Source organism: Microbacterium zouquanmingi, from assembly GCF_052266695.1.
Taxonomy (GTDB): domain Bacteria; phylum Actinomycetota; class Actinomycetes; order Actinomycetales; family Microbacteriaceae; genus Microbacterium.
Genome location: NZ_JBQPQZ010000002.1, coordinates 273,791 through 295,057, shown reverse-complemented (window position 1 = coordinate 295,057; position 21,267 = coordinate 273,791). Strand labels below are relative to the sequence as shown.

19 protein-coding genes and 2 tRNA genes are annotated in these 21,267 nt (G+C 64.2%); 9 read left to right on the top strand and 12 right to left on the bottom strand.

All coding sequences use genetic code 11. The features are described 5' to 3' along the window. Positions 1-11: 11 nt before the first annotated feature. Complete coding sequence (locus tag ACTU6U_RS05570; RefSeq protein ID WP_443468173.1) at positions 12-524, top strand: DUF3515 family protein; 513 nt, start codon at positions 12-14, stop codon at positions 522-524. A 13-nt stretch (positions 525-537) separates the two neighbouring features. Here ACTU6U_RS05570 and ACTU6U_RS05565 read toward each other — a convergent pair whose 3' ends face one another. The 7 genes from ACTU6U_RS05565 to ACTU6U_RS05535 form a co-directional block, all read right to left on the bottom strand. Then, the gene (locus ACTU6U_RS05565; RefSeq protein ID WP_443468172.1) at positions 538-1,626 is read right to left on the bottom strand and encodes a D-alanine--D-alanine ligase family protein; all 1,089 of its coding nucleotides are present in this window, start codon (positions 1,624-1,626) and stop codon (positions 538-540) included. After that, positions 1,532-2,665, bottom strand: a complete 1,134-nt coding sequence (locus ACTU6U_RS05560; protein WP_443468171.1) for an NAD(P)H-dependent glycerol-3-phosphate dehydrogenase — start codon at positions 2,663-2,665, stop codon at positions 1,532-1,534. Before ACTU6U_RS05560 ends, ACTU6U_RS05565 begins: the two co-directional genes overlap by 95 nt. Further along, positions 2,655-3,410: a lysophospholipid acyltransferase family protein gene (locus tag ACTU6U_RS05555; RefSeq protein ID WP_443468170.1), complete on the bottom strand. Its 756-nt coding sequence runs from the start codon at positions 3,408-3,410 to the stop codon at positions 2,655-2,657. Before ACTU6U_RS05555 ends, ACTU6U_RS05560 begins: the two co-directional genes overlap by 11 nt. A gap of 5 nt (positions 3,411-3,415) precedes the next feature. Next, positions 3,416-4,783 (bottom strand): UDP-N-acetylglucosamine 1-carboxyvinyltransferase, encoded by a 1,368-nt coding sequence (gene murA / locus ACTU6U_RS05550; protein WP_443468169.1) that lies wholly within the window; start codon positions 4,781-4,783, stop codon positions 3,416-3,418. Between the two features lie 91 nt (positions 4,784-4,874). Beyond that, positions 4,875-5,471 (bottom strand): 3-isopropylmalate dehydratase small subunit, encoded by a 597-nt coding sequence (gene leuD, locus ACTU6U_RS05545; protein WP_443468168.1) that lies wholly within the window; start codon positions 5,469-5,471, stop codon positions 4,875-4,877. A 2-nt stretch (positions 5,472-5,473) separates the two neighbouring features. After that, on the bottom strand, positions 5,474-6,934 hold the full coding sequence (gene leuC, locus ACTU6U_RS05540; RefSeq protein WP_443468167.1) for a 3-isopropylmalate dehydratase large subunit: 1,461 nt from the start codon (positions 6,932-6,934) through the stop codon (positions 5,474-5,476). A 150-nt stretch (positions 6,935-7,084) separates the two neighbouring features. Further along, entirely contained in the window at positions 7,085-8,074 is a 990-nt protein-coding gene (locus tag ACTU6U_RS05535; protein WP_443468166.1) for a TerC/Alx family metal homeostasis membrane protein, read from the bottom strand. Positions 8,075-8,290: 216 nt separating this feature from the next. On the opposite strand from ACTU6U_RS05535, the gene ACTU6U_RS05530 reads away from it, so the two are divergent. Genes ACTU6U_RS05530 through ACTU6U_RS05515 form a run of 4 tightly spaced genes read left to right on the top strand, consistent with a single transcriptional unit; the run spans position 8,291 to position 11,719 of the window. After that, positions 8,291-8,848 (top strand): RNA polymerase sigma factor, encoded by a 558-nt coding sequence (locus ACTU6U_RS05530; protein WP_443468165.1) that lies wholly within the window; start codon positions 8,291-8,293, stop codon positions 8,846-8,848. After that, complete coding sequence (locus tag ACTU6U_RS05525; RefSeq protein ID WP_443468164.1) at positions 8,845-9,882, top strand: DUF4349 domain-containing protein; 1,038 nt, start codon at positions 8,845-8,847, stop codon at positions 9,880-9,882. Before ACTU6U_RS05530 ends, ACTU6U_RS05525 begins: the two co-directional genes overlap by 4 nt. 59 nt (positions 9,883-9,941) lie before the next feature. Beyond that, positions 9,942-10,490, top strand: coding sequence for an ArsR/SmtB family transcription factor (locus ACTU6U_RS05520; protein ID WP_443468163.1), 549 nt, complete (start codon positions 9,942-9,944; stop codon positions 10,488-10,490). Then, positions 10,487-11,719, top strand: a complete 1,233-nt coding sequence (locus tag ACTU6U_RS05515) for an MFS transporter (RefSeq protein WP_443468162.1) — start codon at positions 10,487-10,489, stop codon at positions 11,717-11,719. Before ACTU6U_RS05520 ends, ACTU6U_RS05515 begins: the two co-directional genes overlap by 4 nt. 321 nt (positions 11,720-12,040) lie before the next feature. Here ACTU6U_RS05515 and ACTU6U_RS05510 read toward each other — a convergent pair. Beyond that, positions 12,041-12,113, bottom strand: a tRNA-Glu gene (locus tag ACTU6U_RS05510). 156 nt (positions 12,114-12,269) lie between these two features. On the opposite strand from ACTU6U_RS05510, the gene ACTU6U_RS05505 reads away from it, so the two are divergent. After that, positions 12,270-12,908: an MBL fold metallo-hydrolase gene (locus tag ACTU6U_RS05505; RefSeq protein ID WP_443468161.1), complete on the top strand. Its 639-nt coding sequence runs from the start codon at positions 12,270-12,272 to the stop codon at positions 12,906-12,908. Then, positions 12,905-13,447, top strand: a complete 543-nt coding sequence (locus ACTU6U_RS05500; protein WP_443468160.1) for a GNAT family N-acetyltransferase — start codon at positions 12,905-12,907, stop codon at positions 13,445-13,447. The genes ACTU6U_RS05505 and ACTU6U_RS05500 overlap by 4 nt, the downstream gene beginning before the upstream one ends. Here ACTU6U_RS05500 and pepN read toward each other — a convergent pair. Then, positions 13,423-15,921 (bottom strand): aminopeptidase N, encoded by a 2,499-nt coding sequence (pepN, locus tag ACTU6U_RS05495; RefSeq protein ID WP_443468159.1) that lies wholly within the window; start codon positions 15,919-15,921, stop codon positions 13,423-13,425. The genes ACTU6U_RS05500 and pepN overlap by 25 nt on opposite strands. Positions 15,922-16,213: 292 nt before the next feature. Between pepN and ACTU6U_RS05490 the strand changes: the two genes are divergently transcribed. Together ACTU6U_RS05490 and ACTU6U_RS05485 are read left to right on the top strand one after the other, a co-directional pair. Beyond that, positions 16,214-16,417 (top strand): cold-shock protein, encoded by a 204-nt coding sequence (locus ACTU6U_RS05490; RefSeq protein WP_147037883.1) that lies wholly within the window; start codon positions 16,214-16,216, stop codon positions 16,415-16,417. A gap of 487 nt (positions 16,418-16,904) precedes the next feature. After that, entirely contained in the window at positions 16,905-17,567 is a 663-nt protein-coding gene (locus tag ACTU6U_RS05485) for a M23 family metallopeptidase (RefSeq protein WP_443468158.1), read from the top strand. Between the two features lie 44 nt (positions 17,568-17,611). Here the strand turns inward: ACTU6U_RS05485 and ACTU6U_RS05480 are convergent, their stop codons facing one another. The 3 genes from ACTU6U_RS05480 to gltX all read right to left on the bottom strand — a co-directional run bounded on the left by ACTU6U_RS05480 (position 17,612) and on the right by gltX (position 21,267). Then, positions 17,612-19,384, bottom strand: a complete 1,773-nt coding sequence (locus ACTU6U_RS05480) for an oleate hydratase (RefSeq protein ID WP_443468157.1) — start codon at positions 19,382-19,384, stop codon at positions 17,612-17,614. Between the two features lie 202 nt (positions 19,385-19,586). Continuing rightward, positions 19,587-19,658 (bottom strand) — tRNA-Gln (locus ACTU6U_RS05475). A 103-nt stretch (positions 19,659-19,761) separates the two neighbouring features. Continuing rightward, on the bottom strand, positions 19,762-21,267 hold the full coding sequence (gltX, locus tag ACTU6U_RS05470) for a glutamate--tRNA ligase (RefSeq protein WP_443468156.1): 1,506 nt from the start codon (positions 21,265-21,267) through the stop codon (positions 19,762-19,764).

The window sequence follows — 21,267 nt, the reverse complement described above, 5'->3', positions numbered from 1 at the left end:
AGCCTGGAATCATGTCCCCCCGTCTTGCCTCCGCCGCCATCCTCCTGCTCGGAACGGCGCTCCTCGGCGGCTGTTCGAGCACGGTGCATCTGGAGCCGGCTGACGATGCGAACAACCCGCTGTGCGCCGAGGTGATGGTCGGGCTCAAGAACGCCAACAGCATCGCCGACATGGATCGCCGTTGGACGGATGCGCAGTCGACAGCGGCCTGGACCGCACCGGACGGCGCCTCTGCGATCCTCCTGCGGTGCGGGGTCACGGTTCCTGGCCCCACAGCAGACCTGCAGTGCGTGAGCCTGGAGGGCATCGACTGGCTCGTCGATGATTCGGAGAGCCCGAAGCTGCGACTGACCACGTACGGCCGCAACCCCGCCGTGCAGCTCTACATCGACACCGAGGTCGTCAGCTCCAACGACGTGATCAGCAGCCGCGCACTGGTCGGTCCGTTGATTTCGATCCACGCGGATCGTCAGTGCACCACCCCGGACGAGCTCGACGAAGACGCGCAGGAGCTGCTGAGCTGACGCGACGTGGCCGCTAGCGCTGCAGTCCGCTTTCGATCAGCTCGCTGATGAGGTCGCCGTAGCTCAGCCCTGATGCCACCCAGCACTTCGGGAACATGGAGATCGGCGTGAACCCCGGCATGGTGTTCAGCTCATTCACGACGAGCTGACCGTCCGGCGTCACGAAGAAGTCGACACGGGCGAGTCCCTTGCCGTCTACCGCCTCGAATGCGCGCACCGCGGTCTCGCGCAACGAGGAGATCAACGCCTCATCCACCTCGGCCGGGCAGACGATCTCGACACCGTCACCACCGAGGTATTTACCCTCGAAGTCGTAAAAGCTGCGCGTGGTCAAGACCACTTCGCCGGGCAGCGAGGCTCGTGCGCGACCGCCCTGACGTCCGGCAAGCACTCCCACCTCGATCTCGCGTCCGGTGATCTTGGTCTCGACCAGCACCTTGTCGTCCTCATCGAAAGCGATGCGCAGCGCCTCATCGAGACCCTTACCATTCTCGACGCGCGAGACTCCAACGCTGGAGCCGGCGCTCGCAGGCTTCACGAAGACAACGTCACCGAGCTCGGCGATCGAGCGTCGGATCGCCTCAGGGTCGATCGCCCACTGCGCCTGCCGAACCGTGACCCCTGGGGCGACGGCGATGCCCGCAGCACTCAGCGCGAGCTTGGTGAAGTGCTTGTCGAGGCAGACTGCGGAATCGAGGATCCCGCCGCCCGCATACGGCACGTCGAGCACGTCGAAGAAGCCCTGAATCGCGCCATCCTCGCCGTGGAGGCCATGCAGGAGAGGCAGGACGACATCGACCTCACCGAGATCGGTCACGGCGCCATCGGGTGCGATGACGCGGAGCGTGCGCGTGCCACTGGGCTCAGGCCACATCACGCGCGAGCCGTTGTCGACGACCTCAGGGAGGTTCGCTGCGTCCAGAGCGAATTTCGCGGAATCATCCTCTTCGAGCACGAATGCGCCTTCGCGGGTGATCCCGACCGGGATCACCTCGTAACGATCACGATCAATCGCCTGCAGAACTCCGCCGGCCGTCGCGGAACTGATGGAATGCTCGCTGGAACGCCCGCCGAAGAGCACCACCACCGTCTGCTTGTCCATGATTGGTTCTCTCCTCCTGGGGAGTGTCGTCGTCTGTCGTGAGGTGGGGCGCGATATCGCGTGGGTTCATTTTGCCGTCGAGCACCATCTTCACCTGCTCGACGATCGGCATGTGCACGTCGGATTCGTGCGCGAGCTTCAGGATCGGTGCAACAGATGCCAATCCTTCGGCCGTCTGGTTCATCTGCTTCACGACGTCTTGGAAGTCGTAGCCCTGCCCGAGGAGCCTGCCTGCGGTGTTGTTGCGGCTCAGCGGCGACTGGCAGGTGGCGATGAGATCGCCGAGCCCTGCAAGCCCCTGCAGAGTCTCGCGCTGCGCACCGTTGGCGACCGCGAAGTCAGTCATCTCGACCAGACCGCGCGTGATGATCGATGCCTTGGTGTTCTCGCCGTAACCGACGCCGTCGACGATGCCGATCGCGACGGCGATGAGGTTCTTCAGAACGCCGCCGAACTCGGTGCCGATCACATCCGTGTTCACGAACGTGCGGAAGTAGGAGTTGCGTGCGGCTCGGGCGATCGTCTCCGCCGTCTCCTGGCTGCGGGAGGCGATGACAGCGGCCGTGGGTTGCTCTCTCGCGATCTCGAGCGCAAGGTTCGGCCCGGAAGCGACAGCGATGCGGTTCGGATCGCAAGCGATCTCCTGCTCGATGACCTGGCTCATTCGCAGACCGCTCGCACGCTCGACGCCCTTCATCAGGCTGACGATCGGAACGTCGGTGTGCTCGAGCAGCGGACGCAGCGCCTTGAGGTTCTCGCGAAGCGATTGGCTCGGCACGGAGAGGTACACCTGATCCGCGCCCTCAACGGCGGTCGACAGCTCGTGAGTGGCCGTCATCGACCGGGGCAGGTTGATGCCGGGGAGGTACTTGGAGTTCCGCTTGGCCTCGGCGATCTCGAGCGCCTGTTCGGGGCGTCTGGCCCACATGGTGACGTGTGCGCCGCCGTCGGCGAGGATCTTGCCGAAAGTGGTCCCCCAGCTGCCCGCACCGATGATCGCTACGCGCGGATGGGCATCGACGTCTTTCTCAGGAGTCAAGGCGCCCGGTCTCCTTCTGACCGTGATCGGTCGGGTTCCACCGCTTCGAGGGGGCCTTCTCTGAGCGCAGACGCTCGAGCAGCTCGGTGATCGCGTTCATCAGACGCTCGGTGGCGATGGTGACAGCGGCCTGATCGTTCTCCTTGCCGACGAGGTCGCTGATGTCGATAGGGTCGCCGATGATCACGTCGACCCGCTTCCGCAGTGGCCAGACGCTCAAACCCTTCTGGTAACGACCCATGATCTCCTGGGTACCCCACTGCGCCATCGGGATCAACGGGATGTTTCCCGCCATCGCCAGACGGACCGCGCCAGACTTGCCGCGCATCGGCCAAAGATCCGGATCACGCGTCAGAGTGCCCTCTGGATACACGATCACACCGCGACCGGCCTCGACCAACGCGCGCGACTGCGCGATCGTGTCTGCCGCCGACGTGCGTGAGGAGGACCGTGCCACCGGAACCATACCGGTCTTATGCAGCACCCAGCCCAGCACCGGAACCTTGAAGAGACTCTCTTTGGCCATGAAGCGCGGCAGCCTTCCCAACTTCCACACCGCGAGCGCGACCACCAGCGGATCGAACTCGGAGTAGTGGTTGGGCGCGAGCACGAACGGCCCCTTCTCAGGGAGCTTCTCGCGGTCGGTGAATCGCAGCTTCGCCAGCAGCGAGATCAGCGGTACCGCGACAGCCGCCAACGGCCAGAACATGCTGGGCCGAGACTTCTCCGATGATCCGGAAGCCATCTGCGTCAGCCGATGACGTCGAAGTCGGCGCCGAGCGCTTCGAGCTTGGCCAGGAAGTTCTCGTAACCGCGGCTGAGGATGTCTACGCCAGATACCTTCGATTCTCCCGTTGCGGTGAGAGCCGCGATGATGTGGCTGTACCCACCGCGCAGGTCAGGAACGACGATCTCTGCGCCTCGCAGCGGCGTGGGTCCCGTGATCACCGCAGCCTGCTCGAGCTCACGGCGGGGAACACGACGGGGTCCGTCCTGCAGGCCGTGGGGATGAACGACGATGTCGGCACCCATCTTCACGAGTGCGTCGGTGAAGCCCATCCGGTTCTCGTACACCGTCTCGTGCACGACCGAACGGCCGCTCGCCTGGGTGAGCGCGACGACGAGCGGCTGCTGCCAGTCGGTCATGAATCCGGGGTGCACATCGGTCTCGACGACGACGGGCTTCACATCACCGTCGCGACGGAACAGGATGCCGTCCTCCTGGATGTCGAACCAGCCGCCTGCTTTGCGGAACACGTTCAGGAACGTCAGCATCTCCTGCTGCTTCGCACCGCCGACGAAGATCTCGCCATCGGTCGCGAGTGCCGCAGAGGCCCAAGAAGCTGCCTCGTTGCGATCGAAGATCGACCGGTGGTCGTAACCGCGCAGGGTCTCGACGCCTTCGATCAGGATCACCCGGTTCGGCTCATAGGAGATGATCGCGCCCATCTTCTGCAGAACGGCGATCAGATCCATGATCTCGGGCTCGATGGCCGCGTTGCGCAGCTCCGTCGTGCCCTCTGCGCGCACTGCGGTGAGCAGCACCTGCTCGGTGGCTCCGACGCTCGGGTACGGCAGGTGGATGTTCGCACCGTGCAGGCGCCCGTTGGGCGTCGACAGACGGATGCCGCTGGGGAGCTTCTCGACCGTCGCACCGAACTTGCGCAGTGCATCGAGGTGGAAATCGATCGGCCGGTCGCCGATGCGGCAGCCGCCGAGATCGGGGATGAAGGCCTGCCCCAGACGGTGCAGGAGCGGTCCGCAGAACAGGATCGGAATGCGGGAAGCACCTGCGTGCGCGTCGATCTCTTCCATGTGAGCGGATTCGACATCGCTCGGGTCGAGGTGAAGAGCGCCGGGCTCATCGCCCTCAGTCACCCGCACGCCGTGGACCTCGAGCAGCGAACGGACGACGGCGACGTCACTGAGAGCCGGAACATCACGCAGGATGCTCGCGTCTTCGCCGAGGAGAGCCGCGACCATCGCTTTGGTTGCGAGGTTCTTCGCGCCCTTGACGTCGACTCGGCCGCGCAGCGCTCGACCACCGCGAATCGCCAGTACATCTCCGGTCAAGGCTGGTGCTCCATCCTGAAGTTCAGCATGCACAGTTCTCGTCATTCGATGAGCCTCACTTCATGTTCACGAATCGCGGCCGCAGCCGACGGGCGTTGTCGCCCCGACCCACGGTGCTCGGTCCCGCGGACTTGCGTCAGCGGACAGGGAGCGTACGTGGCCGCCACGACTCGCGGCGGGCCTCGAACTGCGCGATCTTGTGTTCATTGCGCAGCGTGAGCCCGATGTCATCGAGCCCTTCGAGGAGCCGCCATCTAGTGTAATCGTCGACGTCGATAGTGGCCTGGAAATCGCCGATCGTTGCGGTGCGCGCCTCGAGATCGACGGTGATCGAGGCACCGGGGTTCGCGTCGATCTCGGCCCAGATCCGCTCCACGTCGGCTTCGGAGATCGTAGCGGCGAGCAGACCCTGCTTACCCGCGTTGCCGCGGAAGATATCCGCGAAACGTGAACTGAGCACCACGTTGAATCCGAAGTCGCGCAGGGCCCAGACCGCGTGCTCACGGCTTGATCCGGTGCCGAAGTCGGGGCCTGCAATCAGCACCGAAGCACCTTGGAACGGATCCTGATTCAAGACGAACTGCGGGTCCTGACGCCAGGCGTGGAAGAGCGCATCTTCGAAACCTGTCTTGGTGACGCGCTTGAGGAACACCGCGGGAATGATCTGGTCGGTGTCGACGTTCGAGCGCTTCAGAGGAGCCGCGATACCGGTATGCGTCGTGAACTTCTCCATGATCAGGCTCCTACCAACTCTTCCGTCTTCGACAGATCGCTCGGGCTCGACAGCGTGCCGCGCACAGCTGTCGCAGCCGCGACCAGCGGCGAGACGAGGTGCGTGCGCCCGCCCTTGCCCTGGCGCCCCTCGAAGTTGCGGTTCGAGGTGGAAGCGCAGCGCTCCCCCGGTGCCAGCTGATCAGGATTCATTCCCAGGCACATCGAGCAGCCGGCGAAGCGCCACTCTGCGCCGAAGTCCTTGACGATCTTGTCGATTCCCTCGGCCTCGGCCTCCAGCCGCACCCGGGCCGAACCCGGAACGACCATCACGCGCACGCCCTCGGCCTTCGTGCGCCCCTGGATGATCGAGGCGAACGCCCTGAGGTCCTCGATGCGGCTGTTCGTGCAGGATCCCATGAACACCGCATCCACCGCGACCTCTTTCAACGGGGTCCCGGGTGTCAGGTCCATGTATTCCAGCGCGCGTTCGGCGGCCGCGCGCTCATTCGGATCCGCGATCTCCACAGGGTTCGGGACGGCCGCCGACAGCGAGCTGCCCTGGCCAGGGTTGGTGCCCCAGGTGACGAACGGCTCGAGCTCGTTCGCATCGATGAACACCTCAGCGTCGAACGCGGCGCCCTCGTCCGTGGGGAGCGTGCGCCAATAGGCGACAGCATCCTCCCAGTCCTGGCCCTGCGGCGCGTGAGGTCGGCCCTTCACGTACGCGAAAGTCGTCTCGTCCGGCGCGACCATTCCTGCACGCGCACCCGCTTCGATCGACATGTTGCAGATCGTCATGCGCCCCTCCATGGAGAGGGCGCGGATGGCACTGCCGCGGAACTCGAGCACGTACCCCTGTCCGCCGCCAGTGCCGATCTTCGCGATGATCGCGAGAATGATGTCCTTCGCGGTGACGCCGGACTTGAGCTCACCGTCCACCGTGATCGCCATGGTCTTGAACGGCTTCAGCGGGAGCGTCTGCGTCGCCATGACGTGCTCGACTTCGCTGGTGCCGATGCCGAATGCGATCGAGCCGAAGGCACCGTGGGTTGAGGTGTGCGAGTCACCGCAGACGACGGTGATTCCCGGCATCGTGAGTCCGAGCTGCGGACCGACGACGTGCACGATTCCCTGTTCCGCGTCGCCGAGCGAATGCAGGCGCACGCCGAATTCCTCGGCATTGCGACGCAGCGTCTCGATCTGCGTGCGGCTAGTCAGGTCAGCGATCGGCTTATCGATCTCGAGAGTCGGGGTGTTGTGGTCCTCGGTGGCGATCGTCAGATCGAGCCGACGCAGCGGCCGCTGCTCAGCGCGCAGACCGTCGAAGGCCTGCGGGCTGGTCACCTCGTGGACGAGGTGAAGATCGATGTAGATGAGATCCGGCTCACCGTTCTCGCCCTTGACGACGAGGTGGTCATCCCAGACCTTCTCGGCAAGGGTTCGCGGACGGCTCGAAGAAACAGGGATTTCAGCTGAGGTCATGTCGATATCTCCAGTAGTCGGCGGTTCGGCCACGCTGGACGCCGCGACGAGGAAGGCCTAATTCGAGGTCTCGTCGCGGCCGCTAAGGAGGAGAACCACACGCCGCATGTCGGTCAGTTTACACGGCGCCACAACGTGGGAGGCCACGCGTCACCGGCCCAGCGCAGCCCGCTTCTCCCGCGAAGACGCGATCAGGCTTGCGATGGTGGCGACAGCCATCGACGCGAAGATGACGCCGAGCGAAACCCAGTTGTTGATATCCGGCGCCCATGCGATCGGCTGACCGCCGTTGATGAACGGCAACTCGTTCTCGTGCATGGCGTGCAGCACGAGCTTGACGCCGATGAATCCGAGGATGAATGCGACACCGTAGTGCAGGTACTTCAGCTTCTCCAGCAGACCGCCGAGGAGGAAGTAGAGCTGGCGCAGCCCCATCAGAGCGAACAGGTTCGCCGTGAAGACGATGAACGGATCCTGGGTGACCCCGAAGATCGCAGGGATCGAGTCGACAGCGAACATGAGGTCAGTGACGCCAAGCGAGACGAACACGATGAGCATCGGCGTCCACATCTTCTTGCCGGCGACGACCGTGCGGATCTTCGATCCGTCGTACTCGTCGCTGATGTCGATGCCACGACGAAGCAAACGGATGATGAATCCCTCTGTCTGCTTGTCGTCCTCGTGCTTCTCCGGCATCGCCTGTCTGATGGCGGTGTAGACGAGGAAAGCGCCGAAGATGTAGAAGATCGGGCTGAGGTGCTCGACGGCCGCGCCGACGATGATGATGAACACCGCGCGAAGGACCAGGGCGATGATGATGCCCACCATCAGAGCTTCCTGCTGGTAGCGCCGCGGAACCGAGAACTGCGTCATGATCAGTACGAACACGAAGAGGTTGTCGATGGAGAGGCTGTACTCCATTGCCCACCCGGTGAGGAAGTCCAGTGAGGTCTTGGCATCGCCGACGAAGAACAGCACTGCGGCGAAGATCAGGGCGAGGGTCACGTAGAAGGCGACCCAGAGGCTCGATTCCTTCGTCGAGGGAATGTGCGGACGCTTCAGGATGAGAAGCAGATCAGCGATCAAGATGACGGTCAGGACCACGAGGGACGTGATCTCGAACCACACGGGGATGTTCAAGGGTGCTCAGCACCTTTCGAGGGGTTGGTTGGATCCGAAAGTCTCTCCCCCGCACTGAGTGCGTCGCGCGCCCGGAGCAGCTTTGATGGTGCTCGTGATGACGATACGCGCGGACTGGGATACTCCCTCTCGCTCGGTCGATATTACCGGAGAAAATTCTGAGACGATGATGCAACTCCCGACACTCTCAGGCGAGAGACCTCCGAAGGGAACCGAATGTCACAGCGTTCTGAAGACCAGGAGCTCGCGGCGCGTGCCGCGCGCGGCGATCAGAGCGCGTTCCGAGTGCTGTACCGCGCCCATGTGCGGCCGGTGTACTGGATCGCGCACGGCATCCTCGGTACCGCGACGGATGCCGAGGACGTGACGCAGGAGACATTCATCGTCGCGTGGCGCAAACTGCCCTCGCTCGACCTGGTCGGCGATTCGCTCCTGCCGTGGCTGGCGACGATCTGTCGCTTCCAGGCGGCAAATCGCCTTCGTCAGCAGCGACGCGAGCGAGCCCACACAGCGGATGCTGTCGATGATGCGCTCCCCAGTTCAGTCAACCTGGAGGAACAGGTGATCACTGCAGCCCTCGCCGAGCGGATCACCACGGAGATCGGGACGTTGAGCGTGCTGGATCAGGAGATCTTCCGGCTGTGCGCGACGGAGGGCTACGCCTACCAGGCGGCAGCCACCGAACTCGGAGTCAGCCACGCGGTCGTCCGCAACCGTCTCTCGCGCGTGCGCACGCAGTTGCGCGACACCGTCAACGAATCGAGAGACGCATGAACGATCACACCCCCATGACGGATCTTCCGGAGCTCTCGGAGGAGCGGATCGCCAAGATTGAGGATGCCGTGTTCGCTGAGATATCCGAGCACGGAGCATCCGCTCGCACACGGCCGGCCTCCGCTCGGACCAGGCGACGCCGCTGGCTCACCGGGCTAGGGGTTGCCGCCGCTTTCGCCGCAGGCATCCTCATCGCTCCGCCGATTCTGGATGTGGTCGGCAACTCTGGCGGGTCGATGAGCGCGGGCGACAGTGCACGCGTGACCGCGGTGACGGAGGCTGCGCCAGATATGAGCACTGCAGATTCCGCGGCGATGGACGTTTCCCCTGCTCGCGAGATCATCCGAACCGCGCAGGCGACCCTCAGAGTGAAGAACATCGAAGATGCCTCTGACGCCATCGCCGCCATCGCCGAGGAACACGGCGGCTATGTGGAGAGCACGGAGCTGCGCGCCGCGCAGATGGTCGATGGCGCCGTAGCGGACGCGCCGGAGGCCGAAGGCTACGGGTGGATCAGCATCCGGGTTCCTTCCGCAGACCTGACCGTCATCATCGACGAGCTCGGTTCCACCGGGACCGTCCTCGCTTCCTCCGTCTCGCAGCAGGACGTGACCTCTGCCGCAATCGACCTGCGCGCCCGCGTCGAGACCACCCGGGCATCAGTCCAGCGGCTCACCGAGCTGATGGCGAACACCGCGAGCGTGGGTGAACTCATCGAGGCCGAGTCCGCGCTGGCCGAGCGCCAGGCGCAGCTCGAGTCCTATGAGCAACAGCTCGCGGCGCTCGACGACCAGGTCGCGATGTCGACTCTGCAGGTGGAGCTGACTCGCTCCACCGGCGCGACCGCGGCGGATCCTGCCGGCTTCGGGGATGGTCTGCTCGCCGGTTGGAACGGTCTGATCGTCTCGCTGAACGCGCTGGTGATCGCGTTCGGCTTCCTTCTCCCCTGGCTCGCGGTCGCCGGCGTCGTCGTCCTCATCATCTGGGTGATCCGTCGACGACGACCACACCGAGATATCGTCGATCACCGTTGATTTTCCGCGGTATACAAGAAGTCTTGTGAGTCTTGCCACGCGCGCTTAGCGTGGGTGGCATGGAAGAGATCGAAGCGATCACCGCTGTGCACCACCCGGTACGCCGACGCATCGTCGACTACCTCGGACTGTACGGAGCAAGTCAAGTCACCACGCTCGCCCGCGCTCTCGATCAGCAGGTGGGCAGCATCAGTCATCACCTGCGGATGCTGCAGCGCGCCGACATCATCGAACGCGCCGACGACCCCACCGGCGACAAGCGCACGAGCTGGTGGCAGCGCTCACGCACGCGTCTCAGCTGGTCAGCAGACGACTTCGCGGACTCGCCCGCCGATGCGATGCTCGCGCGAAGCGCGGAGCGCGCGAACATCAAGGCGCACATCGGCCGACTTTCTTCGTGGCATCGAGCCGTCGACCCGGATCCAGCGTGGAAACGTGCCGCGTTCAGCACAGACGCGCTGTCCTGGGCATCCGCTGACGAACTCGCCGCGCTCTCGAAAGCACTAGCCGAGACCATCGATACCTGGCGCCGGTCGATCGCGACGGACGACGGGGCCGAACGACAGCCGGTCTTCGTGTTCGCGCACGGCTTCCCCACCACCCCGTGACAGCGAGCGCACCAGTGCTTCTGCGAGAGCCCCCGAGGTTCTCCCGCGACGTTGTCGTCCATGCCTGGATCATTGTCAAAGCGCTCTCCGATGCAGGCGACGCGATCTGGAGCATCGCCCTGGCGTGGACGGCGGTGCAGACCACCTCGCCCGCGATCGCCGGGTTGATCGTCGCCGCGGGCACCGTACCGCGCGCGATGATCCTGCTCTTCGGCGGTGTGCTTGCCGATCGCGCGAACGCACGCACCGTCATGATGATCTTCAATGCGCTCAGAGTGGGCGTTCTCGTCACGGTCGCACTGTGGGTCCTGGCCTCCCCACCATCCGTGTTGCTCCTTCTGCTCGCTGCGGTGGCATTCGGCGCTTGCGATGCGTTCTACGAACCATCTGCGGCGACAATCGGGCGCCAACTCGTCCGCACGGAAGATCTGGCCTCTTACAGTGCAGTCATGCAGACCGCGACGCGCCTGGGCACGATGGGAGGAGCAGCACTGGGCGGCTTCCTCGTGGCCTACGCAGGTCTCGCCGGAAGCGCCGCGCTCAACGCGTTGACCTTCAGCTTCGTCATCGCATTCATCGCCATCTGGCTGCGCCCTCGATTCGCCCTCGCTCGTGCCGCGCAGGAGTCCGCATTGCGCGGCATCCAGCGCGGTTTCGCGCATCTCAAGGATGAACCGACCACCCGCACCCTCGTCATCGCCCTGTCCGGGCTGAACCTCGCGGTGGGCCCGGCCACCGGCATCGGAATCGCGCTTCGCGCGCACGACGAAGGCTGGGGCGCGCAAGCCGTAGGTATTCTGGAAGCACTGATCGGCCTGGGAGCGGCGGTCGGCGCGATCGCGGTGGCGAGATGGCGTCCGCGACGCGAAGCCCTCGGCGGGTTCTGGGCTCTCGTTGCGCAGGGCGTGGGGATCATCCTTCTCGGAGCAGGCCCATTCTGGCTCACGGGAATCGGTAGCGCGCTCATCGGGCTGACGGCCGGGTTCGCGTCCGTCCTGCTCGGCGCGACGTTCGCCGCAACCGTCGACACCGCTTATCTCGGACGAATGAGCGCGATCACCCGACTCGGCGACGATGTGCTGATGCCGCTGGCCATGGCAGCGTTCGGTGCCCTGGCGGCAGCGACGACCATCTGGGTCGCCTTCGTCACGTTCGGTGTGGCGCTGATCGGCATGATGGCCTTTCCGCTGACCAACCCCGCGTTGCGCACACTCGCCCTCAGGGAATGAAGAGGTGGGCGCGAGACGCGCTCGCCCCTTGACCGCGCCTGCCATCACGCCCCGCGTATCTGCTGCGCTCATCGACCCCAGAACGTTGGAGCAGCTGGACGTTCTCCTCGCCGCCGCCGAAGTCGAGCTCTCCGATGACGTGCTTGACCGAATCGACACCATCGTGCCACCGGGCACCGGCGTCGGCAGGCAGGATCAGCAGTACGATACTCCACCGATCCAGACGCCTGAGCTCCGGCGCCGGACCGTGGAAGAGCGCTCAGCCGCGTGGTCCGGAAAACAAAGAACCCCCGGCAGAGGCCGGGGGTTCTTTCTGTTGTGTGACCCCAGCGGGATTCGAACCCGCGTTACCGCCGTGAGAGGGCGGCGTACTAGGCCGCTATACGATGGGGCCATGTCTTGCGGAGCGTTTCCGTCCCGCGACAACCGTTCAAGTATGCCATGGGGTTTTCCACTCCGCAAAATCGGCTGGGCACCATTCGGATTCCCGGGCGCGTCTTCCTACCGCCCCGCGTTTGCCGGACGGCCCGGAAAGGAGTTGAATCACGGTATGCGCCTGACGAAGCTCGAACACGCCACCCTCCGGCTCGACGAGAGCGGCGACACACTCCTCATCGATCCCGGCTCGTTCACGCCCCCTCTCGATGACCTCTCGAGCGTCGTAGGCATCGTGCTCACCCACGAGCACGGGGACCACTGGACGCCGGAGCATCTCGACCGGATCCTCCGCGCAGCGCCAGGCACGCCGATCTTCGCTCCCGCGGGTGTGGCCGCCGCCGCGAGCGACTACGAGATCACGGTCGTCTCCCCCGGTGACAGCGTGACCGTCGGACGATTCTCGCTACGATTCTTCGGCGGCGAGCACGCCGTGATCCACTCATCTCTCCCGCTCGTGCAGAACGTCGGCGTTCTCGTGAACGACGAGCTCTACTACCCGGGTGACTCCTACGCTGTGCCAGAGGGCGTCTCAGTAGACGTTCTCGCAGCGCCCGTGGGCGCGCCATGGCTGAAGCTCGGCGACGCTATGGACTTCGTGCTCGCGGTGAAGCCGAGACGCGCATTCGGCACGCACGACATGACACTGTCTGTGATCGGTCGCAACATGCACCGTCAGCGATTGCAGTGGGCGACGGAGCAGAACGGTGGCGAGTTCTTCGAGCTGGATCCCGGCGACGCTCTGGACCTGTGATTCGCCTCCTGCCTGCGCCCACAGAGCGCCTTCGATTTCGTGAGATGAGTGCCGATGATCTCGAGATCATGGCGGCGATGCTCGGAGACGCTGATGTCATGGCGTTCTACCCGGCACCCAAGTCCCGTGCTGAGAGTGCCGGGTGGATCGATCGGATGCAACGGCGTTACGCGTGCGACGGCCATGGCCTGTGGATCATCGAGACGCACGCCGGTGAATTCGTGGGCGAATGCGGCATCACCTGGCAGTCGTACAACGACATCCCCGTGCGGGAAGTGGGGTACCACGTGCTCCCCCGTTTCCAGCGTCGGGGCTACGCGACGGAGGCAGCCCACGCGTGCGTCGAGGTCGTCCGAGGTCAATTCGCGCCGACCCTGCTCACCGCGATCATCCACCCTGACAACGTTGCCTCACGACGTGTCGCGGAGCACCTCGGAATGACGCATATCGCCGACGACCACGCCCATCCGTGGATCGTGCGCACGGTCATGGGCATGATGGTCGAGCGGTCCGCTCAGCCCACTCCGCCGGCGAGCTGAGACTGCGCGGCACGCACCCGCAGGTCGCGGGCGAGATTGTCGCGCTGCTCGATGACCAGCCGCCGAAGCGCGCCAGGCGCGCCCTCGTTCGCGGCAAGCCAGGCGTCGACGTCGTCGAGCGACTCGGACGCGGGGAACAGCCCGAGGACGAGGCGCCTGGCCAGCTCGATGCTGCGGGTCTGCCACGCCCCCAGGATTCGTTCGAAGTAGCCGGTGTCAAGCGACGCGATGAGGTCGCGTCGCCCACCGGCGCGCACGCCGTCGATCGTCGCGCTCAGGTGATCATTGCTCAGCGTGTGGTCCTCCCATGCCGCGTGCCATGCCACGATGCGCGACTCGGCGAGGGGCTCGGACCATAGCGCGCGGATCGACGCAGTGCGCCCGCTGGCGGTGTCATCACGCCCCAGCTCGGCAGATATGTCTTCGCCGCTCGCATGGCCCGTGGTGCGCAGTGCGGTCAGCAGCGCCCAGCGTAGATCAGGATCGACCCGCAACTTCTCTGGGGCATCGCCGTCGAGCGTCGCACGAGCCTGCGTCGCGTAGACGTCATCGTATGCGGATGCCGCCGCGAAAGCACGCGCCCAAGACAGTTGAGCGTCACTGCCTGCATCAGCTTCGGACAGCGCGTTCCACGTCGTCTCCAGCCACGCCGTACGGTGCGCCGCACGGACGTCATGCGGCAGATAGTGCCCGATCGCATAGGCAGCATTCGCGACCACGCCGCTGAGCAGCCCGATGTTCGCTTCGGATGCCGCGTGCGCACCGACGATCCGCAGATACCGCTCCGCCGGCAGTTCGCCGTCTCTCGTGGCGTTCCACAGCGACGACCACACGAGCGCGCGCGGCAGCGGCTCAAGCGTGGACAGCGCCTGCTCGACGGCAGTCAGCGAACGTGCGTCCAGACGAGCCTTCGCGTACGTGAGGTCATCGTCGTTGATGAGCACGAGGTCGGCGTCCCCGAAAGTCACCGGCGTGCGCTCCTCGACGATGTCGAGCTCCACCAGATCGCGGCGGGCGAGGCGTCCGTCGACGAGGTCGTACAGCCCCACGCGCAGTCGGTGCGGGCGTGGGTCGCTCTGCACGAGCATCCGCTCCCCCTTATCGCCTTCGATCGAGAGAGTCGACATACCGCTTGTCTCGAGCCACGCGCGCGACCAGGCGCGCACATCGCGGCCTGAGACATCCTCGAGCTGCACGAGAAGATCTTCCAGTGTCGTGTTCCCATAAGCGTGTGCGGCGAAGTACCGGCGGGCTCCCTCGAAGAAGTGCTCCTCGCCGACGAAGGCGACGAGCTGCTTGAGGACAGCAGCACCCTTCGCATACGTGATGCCATCGAAGTTGAGCTTGGCGGCCTCGAGATCTGTGATGTCGGCGACGATCGGATGCGTCGTGGGGAGCTGATCCTGCTGATAAGCCCATGCCTTGCGGTTCGCGGCGAACCGCTCCCAGGCATCGGTGTAGCGGGTGGCTGCCGCCGAGGCGTGTGCCCCCATGTAGTCGGCGAACGACTCCTTCAGCCAGAGATCGTCCCACCAGCGCATCGTGACGAGATCGCCGAACCACATATGCGCCATCTCGTGCAGGATCGTGTTCGCCCGGGCGCCGCGCTGCGCATCCGTAGCTGCGCCCCGAGAGAGATAAGCCTCGGTGAAAGTCACCAGTCCTGGGTTCTCCATCGCACCGAGGTTGTACTCGGGCACGAAGATCTGATCGTACTTTCCCCATGGATATGCGAACGCGAAAGCATCCGTGAAGAAATCAAGACCCTGCTTGGTGACCTCGATGATCTCGTCAGCCTCGAGGAACTCCGCAAGCGAAGGCCGGCAGAGCACACCGAGTGAGACGGTCTGGTCGCCGCAGGTCCACTCCGCATCCACCCGGTGATACGGGCCGGCTGCGACAGCGGTTATGTAGCTGGAAAGCGGGAGGGTCGGGGCGAACTCGACTGTCCGCACGCCGTCGTGTTCGGAAGCCGCAGATACCGACTGGTTGGAGAGCACCTGCCAGCTGGCGGGTGCATGCACGACGAAAGAGTATGCGGCCTTCATATCCGGCTGCTCGAAGCACGCCATCACGCGTCGAGAGTCAGCGGGCTCGTACTGCGTGTACAAGTACGTCTCACCGTCGACCGGATCGACGAAGCGGTGCAGCCCCTCGCCCGACCGCGAGTAGGCGCCGATCGCCTCGACGATGACGACATTGGATCCCGCGAGACCAGTGATCTGGATGCGAGAGCCGTCGTAGTCCACGGGATGGTCCGAACCGTTGACCGTGACGCGGTGCACCTCTTCACCGACGAAGTCGAGCCAGGTCTCAGAAGTCGAAGCATCGAAGTCCAACGTTGTCGTGGTCCCGAAGCCGCTCTGCGCCGCATCGGGAGCGTCCCGCAGATCGAGTTCGACCCGGATGGAGTGAACGGTGATGACCGCAGATCGCGCGGCTGTCTCTTCTCTGGTCAGGTTCGCTGAGCTCATGACTCCATCGTTTCATGTCACGAATAGGTAGCGAGATGCAAAGATTGCGGCTATATCCGTTAGGCTGGGCGTGTATTCGCAATGGCACCCGGGATCTCCGTGTGTTCATCGGTCCGTTTGCTCCACAGGGCAAGGTGACCACTCGTTCTCCCGCCCTCATCTATCTCACCCTCTCCGGGCACGTTACGCCGCTTCATCGCCGCTCTCCGGATAGCCTTAGACCTGCCGCACCGATTCATGGTCGTGGCATGACGGGTCGATAGTCGACCCACGAACACCAAAGGAAAACAGCATGGCCACTGGCACTGTCAAATGGTTCAACTCCGACAAGGGCTTCGGCTTCATTGCTCCCGATGACGGATCCGCAGACGTCTTCGCGCACTTCAGCGCGATCCAGTCGAGCGGTTACCGCAACCTCGAGGAAGCACAGAAGGTCGAGTTCGACACGGAGCAGGGACCCAAGGGCCCTCAGGCGACGAACATCCGTCCGCTCTGATCTGAGCTTCGAAAGGCTCGATCCCGCTATGCGGGGTCGAGCCTTTTCTCATGTTCGGTGTGCAACGATGGTTATCGATTTGACGTGGTCCGTAACGATCACGTACATTACAGAACGGTAACGGTCCCACCCGAAGGGATCGTTCAGAGCATTACTGCTCCACCGGAAGGAACCCGCCACGAACTCCCTGCCCCCCGAGCGCGCCCCTGAACCCGCCTCGGCAACCCCCGAGGACACCTCAGCCGCACTCCGGCCGCAGTCGCGTCGAGATCGACGCCTCGCGGCTGAAGCCGAGGCTGCAACCGCTCGGAGCACGGCAGAAGCAGAGCAGCTCGCCGCACCGGCATTGCCTGCCGCGGAGCCCACGGCTCCGAGCGAAGACGACAGCCCTGCTACCACAGCCGCGGCCGGGCACCGGCCCCCTCGTCGCACACGTCGACGCTGGTCGAAGACCAAGGCGCTGGGTGCGACTCTTGCAGTCGGCGGAATGATCGCCGGCGTCGCACTCCCCGCGCTGAACCCGAGCACAGACCCTGTCGCCGCTGTCACGGTCGCTGCAAGCGCTGACGAGGGCAACACACAGACGTACAGCTCGACCGACGAGATCCGCGCGGAGATCGCGCCTCGCGGCAGCTTCTCCGCAACGACGCCCGAAGAGATTCAGCAGACGCGCTCACGGGCCATCTCCGCTGCTGTCTCCGCAGGGATGCCGCTCTCCAGCGCCGTAGACATTCCCGTCGCCGATCACATCGTCATGCCGATGGCCGATGGAAGCTACTCCTTCACTGACGGGTTCGGTGCCTCCCGCCCCGGTCGGTCACACCTCGGCCAGGATTTCGCGGCATCTGTCGGCTCGCCGATCAACGCCGCCATGAAGGGTTGCGTCTCGCGCTCCTCCGAGAGCTACCAGGGCTATGGAGTCACGATCCAGATCGAGAGCATCGTCGACGGACAGTCCGTGAGCACGGTGTACTCCCATCTGAACTACGGCACCCGCGCAGTCGAGGTCGGCGACTGCGTCGAGGCGGGCCAGTACATCGGCGATGTCGGATCGACTGGCTACGTGTTCGGATCGTGCCTGCACTTCGAAGTGCACATCAACAACTCGGCCATCGACCCGATGCCGTGGATGAAGAACCACCTGAGCTGAGGGCACCCAGTCAGAGACCTGAGTGCCCTCGAGCGTCATGCGGGCTACTTGTCGACGAGACCGTAGGTCTCTAGGAGCTGTCCGACGACATTGTTCTCGATGTGGTGGTGCGCGAACTTCCGCGCCAACGGACCACCAGGGATCTCATAGGGCTTGCCATCGCGCATGCGGTTGACTGCGTGGAACAGCGCCCGCACATCGTACGTGGAGTTGAACACCTCAGGTACGCCGCGTTCGATGTCCAAAAGCGTGTACACGGCCTCCATCGGCGTGCGGACGGAGTACTCGGTCGTGAAGATGCAATCGCGCTCCTGGGACTGCGCGAACTGACCGATGAAAGCGAAGTTCGTCGCCCCTTCCGGCACGACCGCCGGGCGATCGCTGTGCTTGCGCGGCATGAAGAAAGCGGTCACGTACGGCATCATGACGGGAACGGTCTTCGCCCCGGTTGCGGCGAGTTCTGCGATCTGGTCGACGGGGACACCGAGGTGGTAGAGCCACTCCTGAGTGATCTCCTCGCCCGTGCAGTCCTGCATCGGCTTCTTGACGTAATCGCCCACGGCCTCGGGGAAGAGACCGTACACCCACACGACGATCTGATCCTTGGGCTGCTTCTTGAAATGCGGCTGGCGGTTGACCGTCCATGACATCAGCCAGTTCGAGTCCATGACGGTCACGATGCCGCCGGTGACAACCTTGCCACTGAATGGATCGCGCTTGGAGATCTTCTGAATATACTCAGGAATTCGTGCGTCCAGGGTGGTGACCGTCGCCGATTCCCACTTCGTCTGAGGGATGTGCGATCCGAAGACATCAGGGTTGCCGAAAGACTCGTCCTGCGCGGCGATGCGACGCCAAAGATCCCATGCGGGTGCAGGCCCTGTCTTGAGCTTCGCCGGGGTCTTGTGATCACCGTCATCGGAGTTCTCGGTGAGCGAGCCGATCGTCATGAACAACAGGTCATCGTCCGTGAGGTCGATCTGCTTCGTCTCGCCGCGCTCGATGATATGGATCCGGCTGGCCTGCTTGCGCTTCTCGTTCTTGTCGATCTCGAAGTCCACGTCAGTGACGACGGTGCCGTACTGGAATTTGACGCCATGCTCGGTGAGCCACTTCACCAACGGCATGACCAGCGACTCGAACTGGTTGAAGCGAGTGAACTTCAAGGTGGTGAAATCGGGGAGACCCTGGATCTGGTGGATGAAGCGGTGCAGATACAGCTTCAGCTCGAGAGCGGAGTGCCACTCCTCGAAGGCGAACATCGTGCGCCAGTAGAGCCAGAAATTGCTGTCGAGGAACGCGCTCGTGAAGACCTCATCGATGCGCTTGTCCTCCATCTCCTCCGGCAAAGCGGTGAAGATGTTCGAGATCTCCTGCTGCGCCTTCGCGTTCAGGTCGAACTTGAAGTCCGTACCACCGTCCTCACCCTGGTTCTTGGTCGTGCGACGCAACGTAGAGTTGGGGTCATCGCGGTTGAGCCAGAAGAACTCGTCGAGAACGCTCGCGTTCTCTTCTTCGAGCGAAGGGATCGAGCGGAACAGATCCCAGAGGCACTCGAAGTTGCTCTCCATCTCGCGGCCACCGCGGATGACGAATCCCTTCTCCGGTATGTCCAGACCGTCGAGGGCGCCGCCTGGGAGCTCCTGCTGCTCGAAGATCGTGATCCGCGAGCCATCCATCTGGCCATCGCGAATGAGGAAGGCGGCACCGGCGAGAGCCGCAAGCCCCGACCCCACGAACCAGGCCCGCTTGGAATCAACGCCTTCAGGCTTCCTCGGTCGCGCGAACGCCTCGTAGTTACCGCTTGTGTAACGCATGTGCACTCCTTCGGTGACTCGTCGGCTCGTGGGCCGACGCTCGACAGCTCAGACGCTCTCAGATTAGAGCGGCGCAGATGGGACATGCGCTCAAGGGTCGAATAATCACCCAGGGCGACATCATCGCAACACCCAGAGCATCACCCGCCGTACGCATCGCGGAGAACAAGAAAACCCCCGCCTGAGCGGGGGTCTTTCTCTGCTGGGGTACCTGGACTCGAACCAAGAATGGCGGTACCAGAAACCGCTGTGTTGCCAATTACACCATACCCCAAGGGCGAAACCGGAGCTTCGCACAAGAGATAACTTTACCCGATCTTGGCGCTCCCACCAAAACGCGTCCGCAGGCAGAGTCCCTCCGGGCGCGTCGTGAAGAGTCAGTTGCTCAGGTGCTCCGCGAGAGCGCGCAGACGCTTGAGCGACTCGTCTTTGCCGAGCAGTTCCATCGACTCGAACAGCGGCGGCGATACTCGGCGACCGGTGATCGCCACGCGCGGCGGGCCGTAGGCGATTCGCGGCTTGAGCTCGAGCTTCTCGACGAGTGCGGTGGCGAGGGCATCCTGGATCTTCTCCGGGGTGAACTCGGTGACCGGCTCAAGAGCCGCGACACAGGCGTCGAGAACCTCGGCGGCGTTCGCCGGCAGGCCCTTGAGAGCATCCGCATCGTAGGAGACCTCGTCCATGAAGAGGAAGCCGACCATTCCCGGCACGTCACCCAGCAGCTGCACGCGCTCCTGCACGAGAGGTGCAACACGGAAGGCGAGTACGAGCTGCTCGTGCGTCGGCTCGTCGAAAAGACCGGCTGCGGCGAGGTACGGGATCGTTCGCTCGGCGAAGTCCTTCTCGCCCAGCATCCGGATGTGGTCGCCGTTGATCGATTCGGCCTTCTTCTGGTCGAAGCGGGCCGGGTTTGGGTTGACGTTCTCGATGTCGAACGCGGCGGTGAACTCCTCGAGGGAGAACACATCGCGGTCGGGGCCGATCGACCAGCCGAGCAGCGCGAGATAGTTCAGCAGACCCTCGTGGATGAATCCACGCTGACGGTGCAGGAACAGGTCAGCCTGAGGGTCGCGCTTGGAGAGCTTCTTATTTCCGGTCTCGCCCAGCACGAGCGGCATGTGCGCGAAGCGCGGCACGAACGTCGTGACACCCGCGTCGATGAGAGCCGCATACAGCGCGAGCTGCCGAGCGGTGGACGGCATGAGGTCTTCGCCGCGCAGCACGTGCGTGACGCCCATCAGCGCATCGTCGACAGGGTTGACGAATGTGTACAGCGGAATGCCGTTGGGGCGCACGACCACGAAGTCGGGGAAGGACCCCGCGGGGAAAGTCACCTCGCCGCGGATCAGATCAACGTACGTGAGGTCCTCGTCCGGTACGCGCAGTCGCAGTGCGGGCTGACGCCCTTCAGCACGAAAAGCGGCTTTCTGCTCATCGGTGAGGTCGCGATCGTAGTTGTCGTAGCCGAGCTGCTTCGCCCGGCCATTCGCCTCATTGCGGGCATCGATCTCTTCTGCGTTCGAGAAGCTCTCGTAGATCGCGCCTGCTGCGAGCAGCTTGTCGATGACACCGCGGTAGATGTCATGACGCTCAGACTGACGGTAGGGCCCGTGCGGCCCGCCGACCTCGACGCCCTCGTCCCAGTCGATCTCCATCCAGCGCAGCGCGTCGAGTAGCTGCTGGTAGCTCTCTTCACTGTCGCGCGCAGCGTCGGTGTCTTCGATGCGGAAGACGAGCTTGCCGCCGTTGTGCCGCGCATAGGCCCAGTTGAACAGGGCGGTGCGGACCAGGCCGACGTGCGGAAGACCGGTCGGAGACGGGCAGAAGCGCACACGCACATCGGAGCCGGTTGCGGTCGTGGTGAGGGGATGAGGAGTAGCCAT

What these genes read in the sequence shown, in the direction of transcription:
- gltX (WP_443468156.1), bottom strand. Translation starts at nt 21,267, where the DNA reads ATGGCTACTCCTCATCCCCTCACCACGACCGCAACCGGCTCCGATGTG.
- ACTU6U_RS05520 (WP_443468163.1), top strand. Translation starts at nt 9,942, where the DNA reads ATGGAAGAGATCGAAGCGATCACCGCTGTGCACCACCCGGTACGCCGA.
- ACTU6U_RS05565 (WP_443468172.1), bottom strand. Translation starts at nt 1,626, where the DNA reads ATGGACAAGCAGACGGTGGTGGTGCTCTTCGGCGGGCGTTCCAGCGAG.
- ACTU6U_RS05525 (WP_443468164.1), top strand. Translation starts at nt 8,845, where the DNA reads ATGAACGATCACACCCCCATGACGGATCTTCCGGAGCTCTCGGAGGAG.
- murA (WP_443468169.1), bottom strand. Translation starts at nt 4,783, where the DNA reads ATGACGAGAACTGTGCATGCTGAACTTCAGGATGGAGCACCAGCCTTG.
- leuD (WP_443468168.1), bottom strand. Translation starts at nt 5,471, where the DNA reads ATGGAGAAGTTCACGACGCATACCGGTATCGCGGCTCCTCTGAAGCGC.
- ACTU6U_RS05480 (WP_443468157.1), bottom strand. Translation starts at nt 19,384, where the DNA reads ATGCGTTACACAAGCGGTAACTACGAGGCGTTCGCGCGACCGAGGAAG.
- ACTU6U_RS05505 (WP_443468161.1), top strand. Translation starts at nt 12,270, where the DNA reads ATGCGCCTGACGAAGCTCGAACACGCCACCCTCCGGCTCGACGAGAGC.
- pepN (WP_443468159.1), bottom strand. Translation starts at nt 15,921, where the DNA reads ATGAGCTCAGCGAACCTGACCAGAGAAGAGACAGCCGCGCGATCTGCG.
- ACTU6U_RS05530 (WP_443468165.1), top strand. Translation starts at nt 8,291, where the DNA reads ATGTCACAGCGTTCTGAAGACCAGGAGCTCGCGGCGCGTGCCGCGCGC.
- ACTU6U_RS05570 (WP_443468173.1), top strand. Translation starts at nt 12, where the DNA reads ATGTCCCCCCGTCTTGCCTCCGCCGCCATCCTCCTGCTCGGAACGGCG.
- leuC (WP_443468167.1), bottom strand. Translation starts at nt 6,934, where the DNA reads ATGACCTCAGCTGAAATCCCTGTTTCTTCGAGCCGTCCGCGAACCCTT.
- ACTU6U_RS05555 (WP_443468170.1), bottom strand. Translation starts at nt 3,410, where the DNA reads ATGGCTTCCGGATCATCGGAGAAGTCTCGGCCCAGCATGTTCTGGCCG.
- ACTU6U_RS05485 (WP_443468158.1), top strand. Translation starts at nt 16,905, where the DNA reads ATGATCGCCGGCGTCGCACTCCCCGCGCTGAACCCGAGCACAGACCCT.
- ACTU6U_RS05490 (WP_147037883.1), top strand. Translation starts at nt 16,214, where the DNA reads ATGGCCACTGGCACTGTCAAATGGTTCAACTCCGACAAGGGCTTCGGC.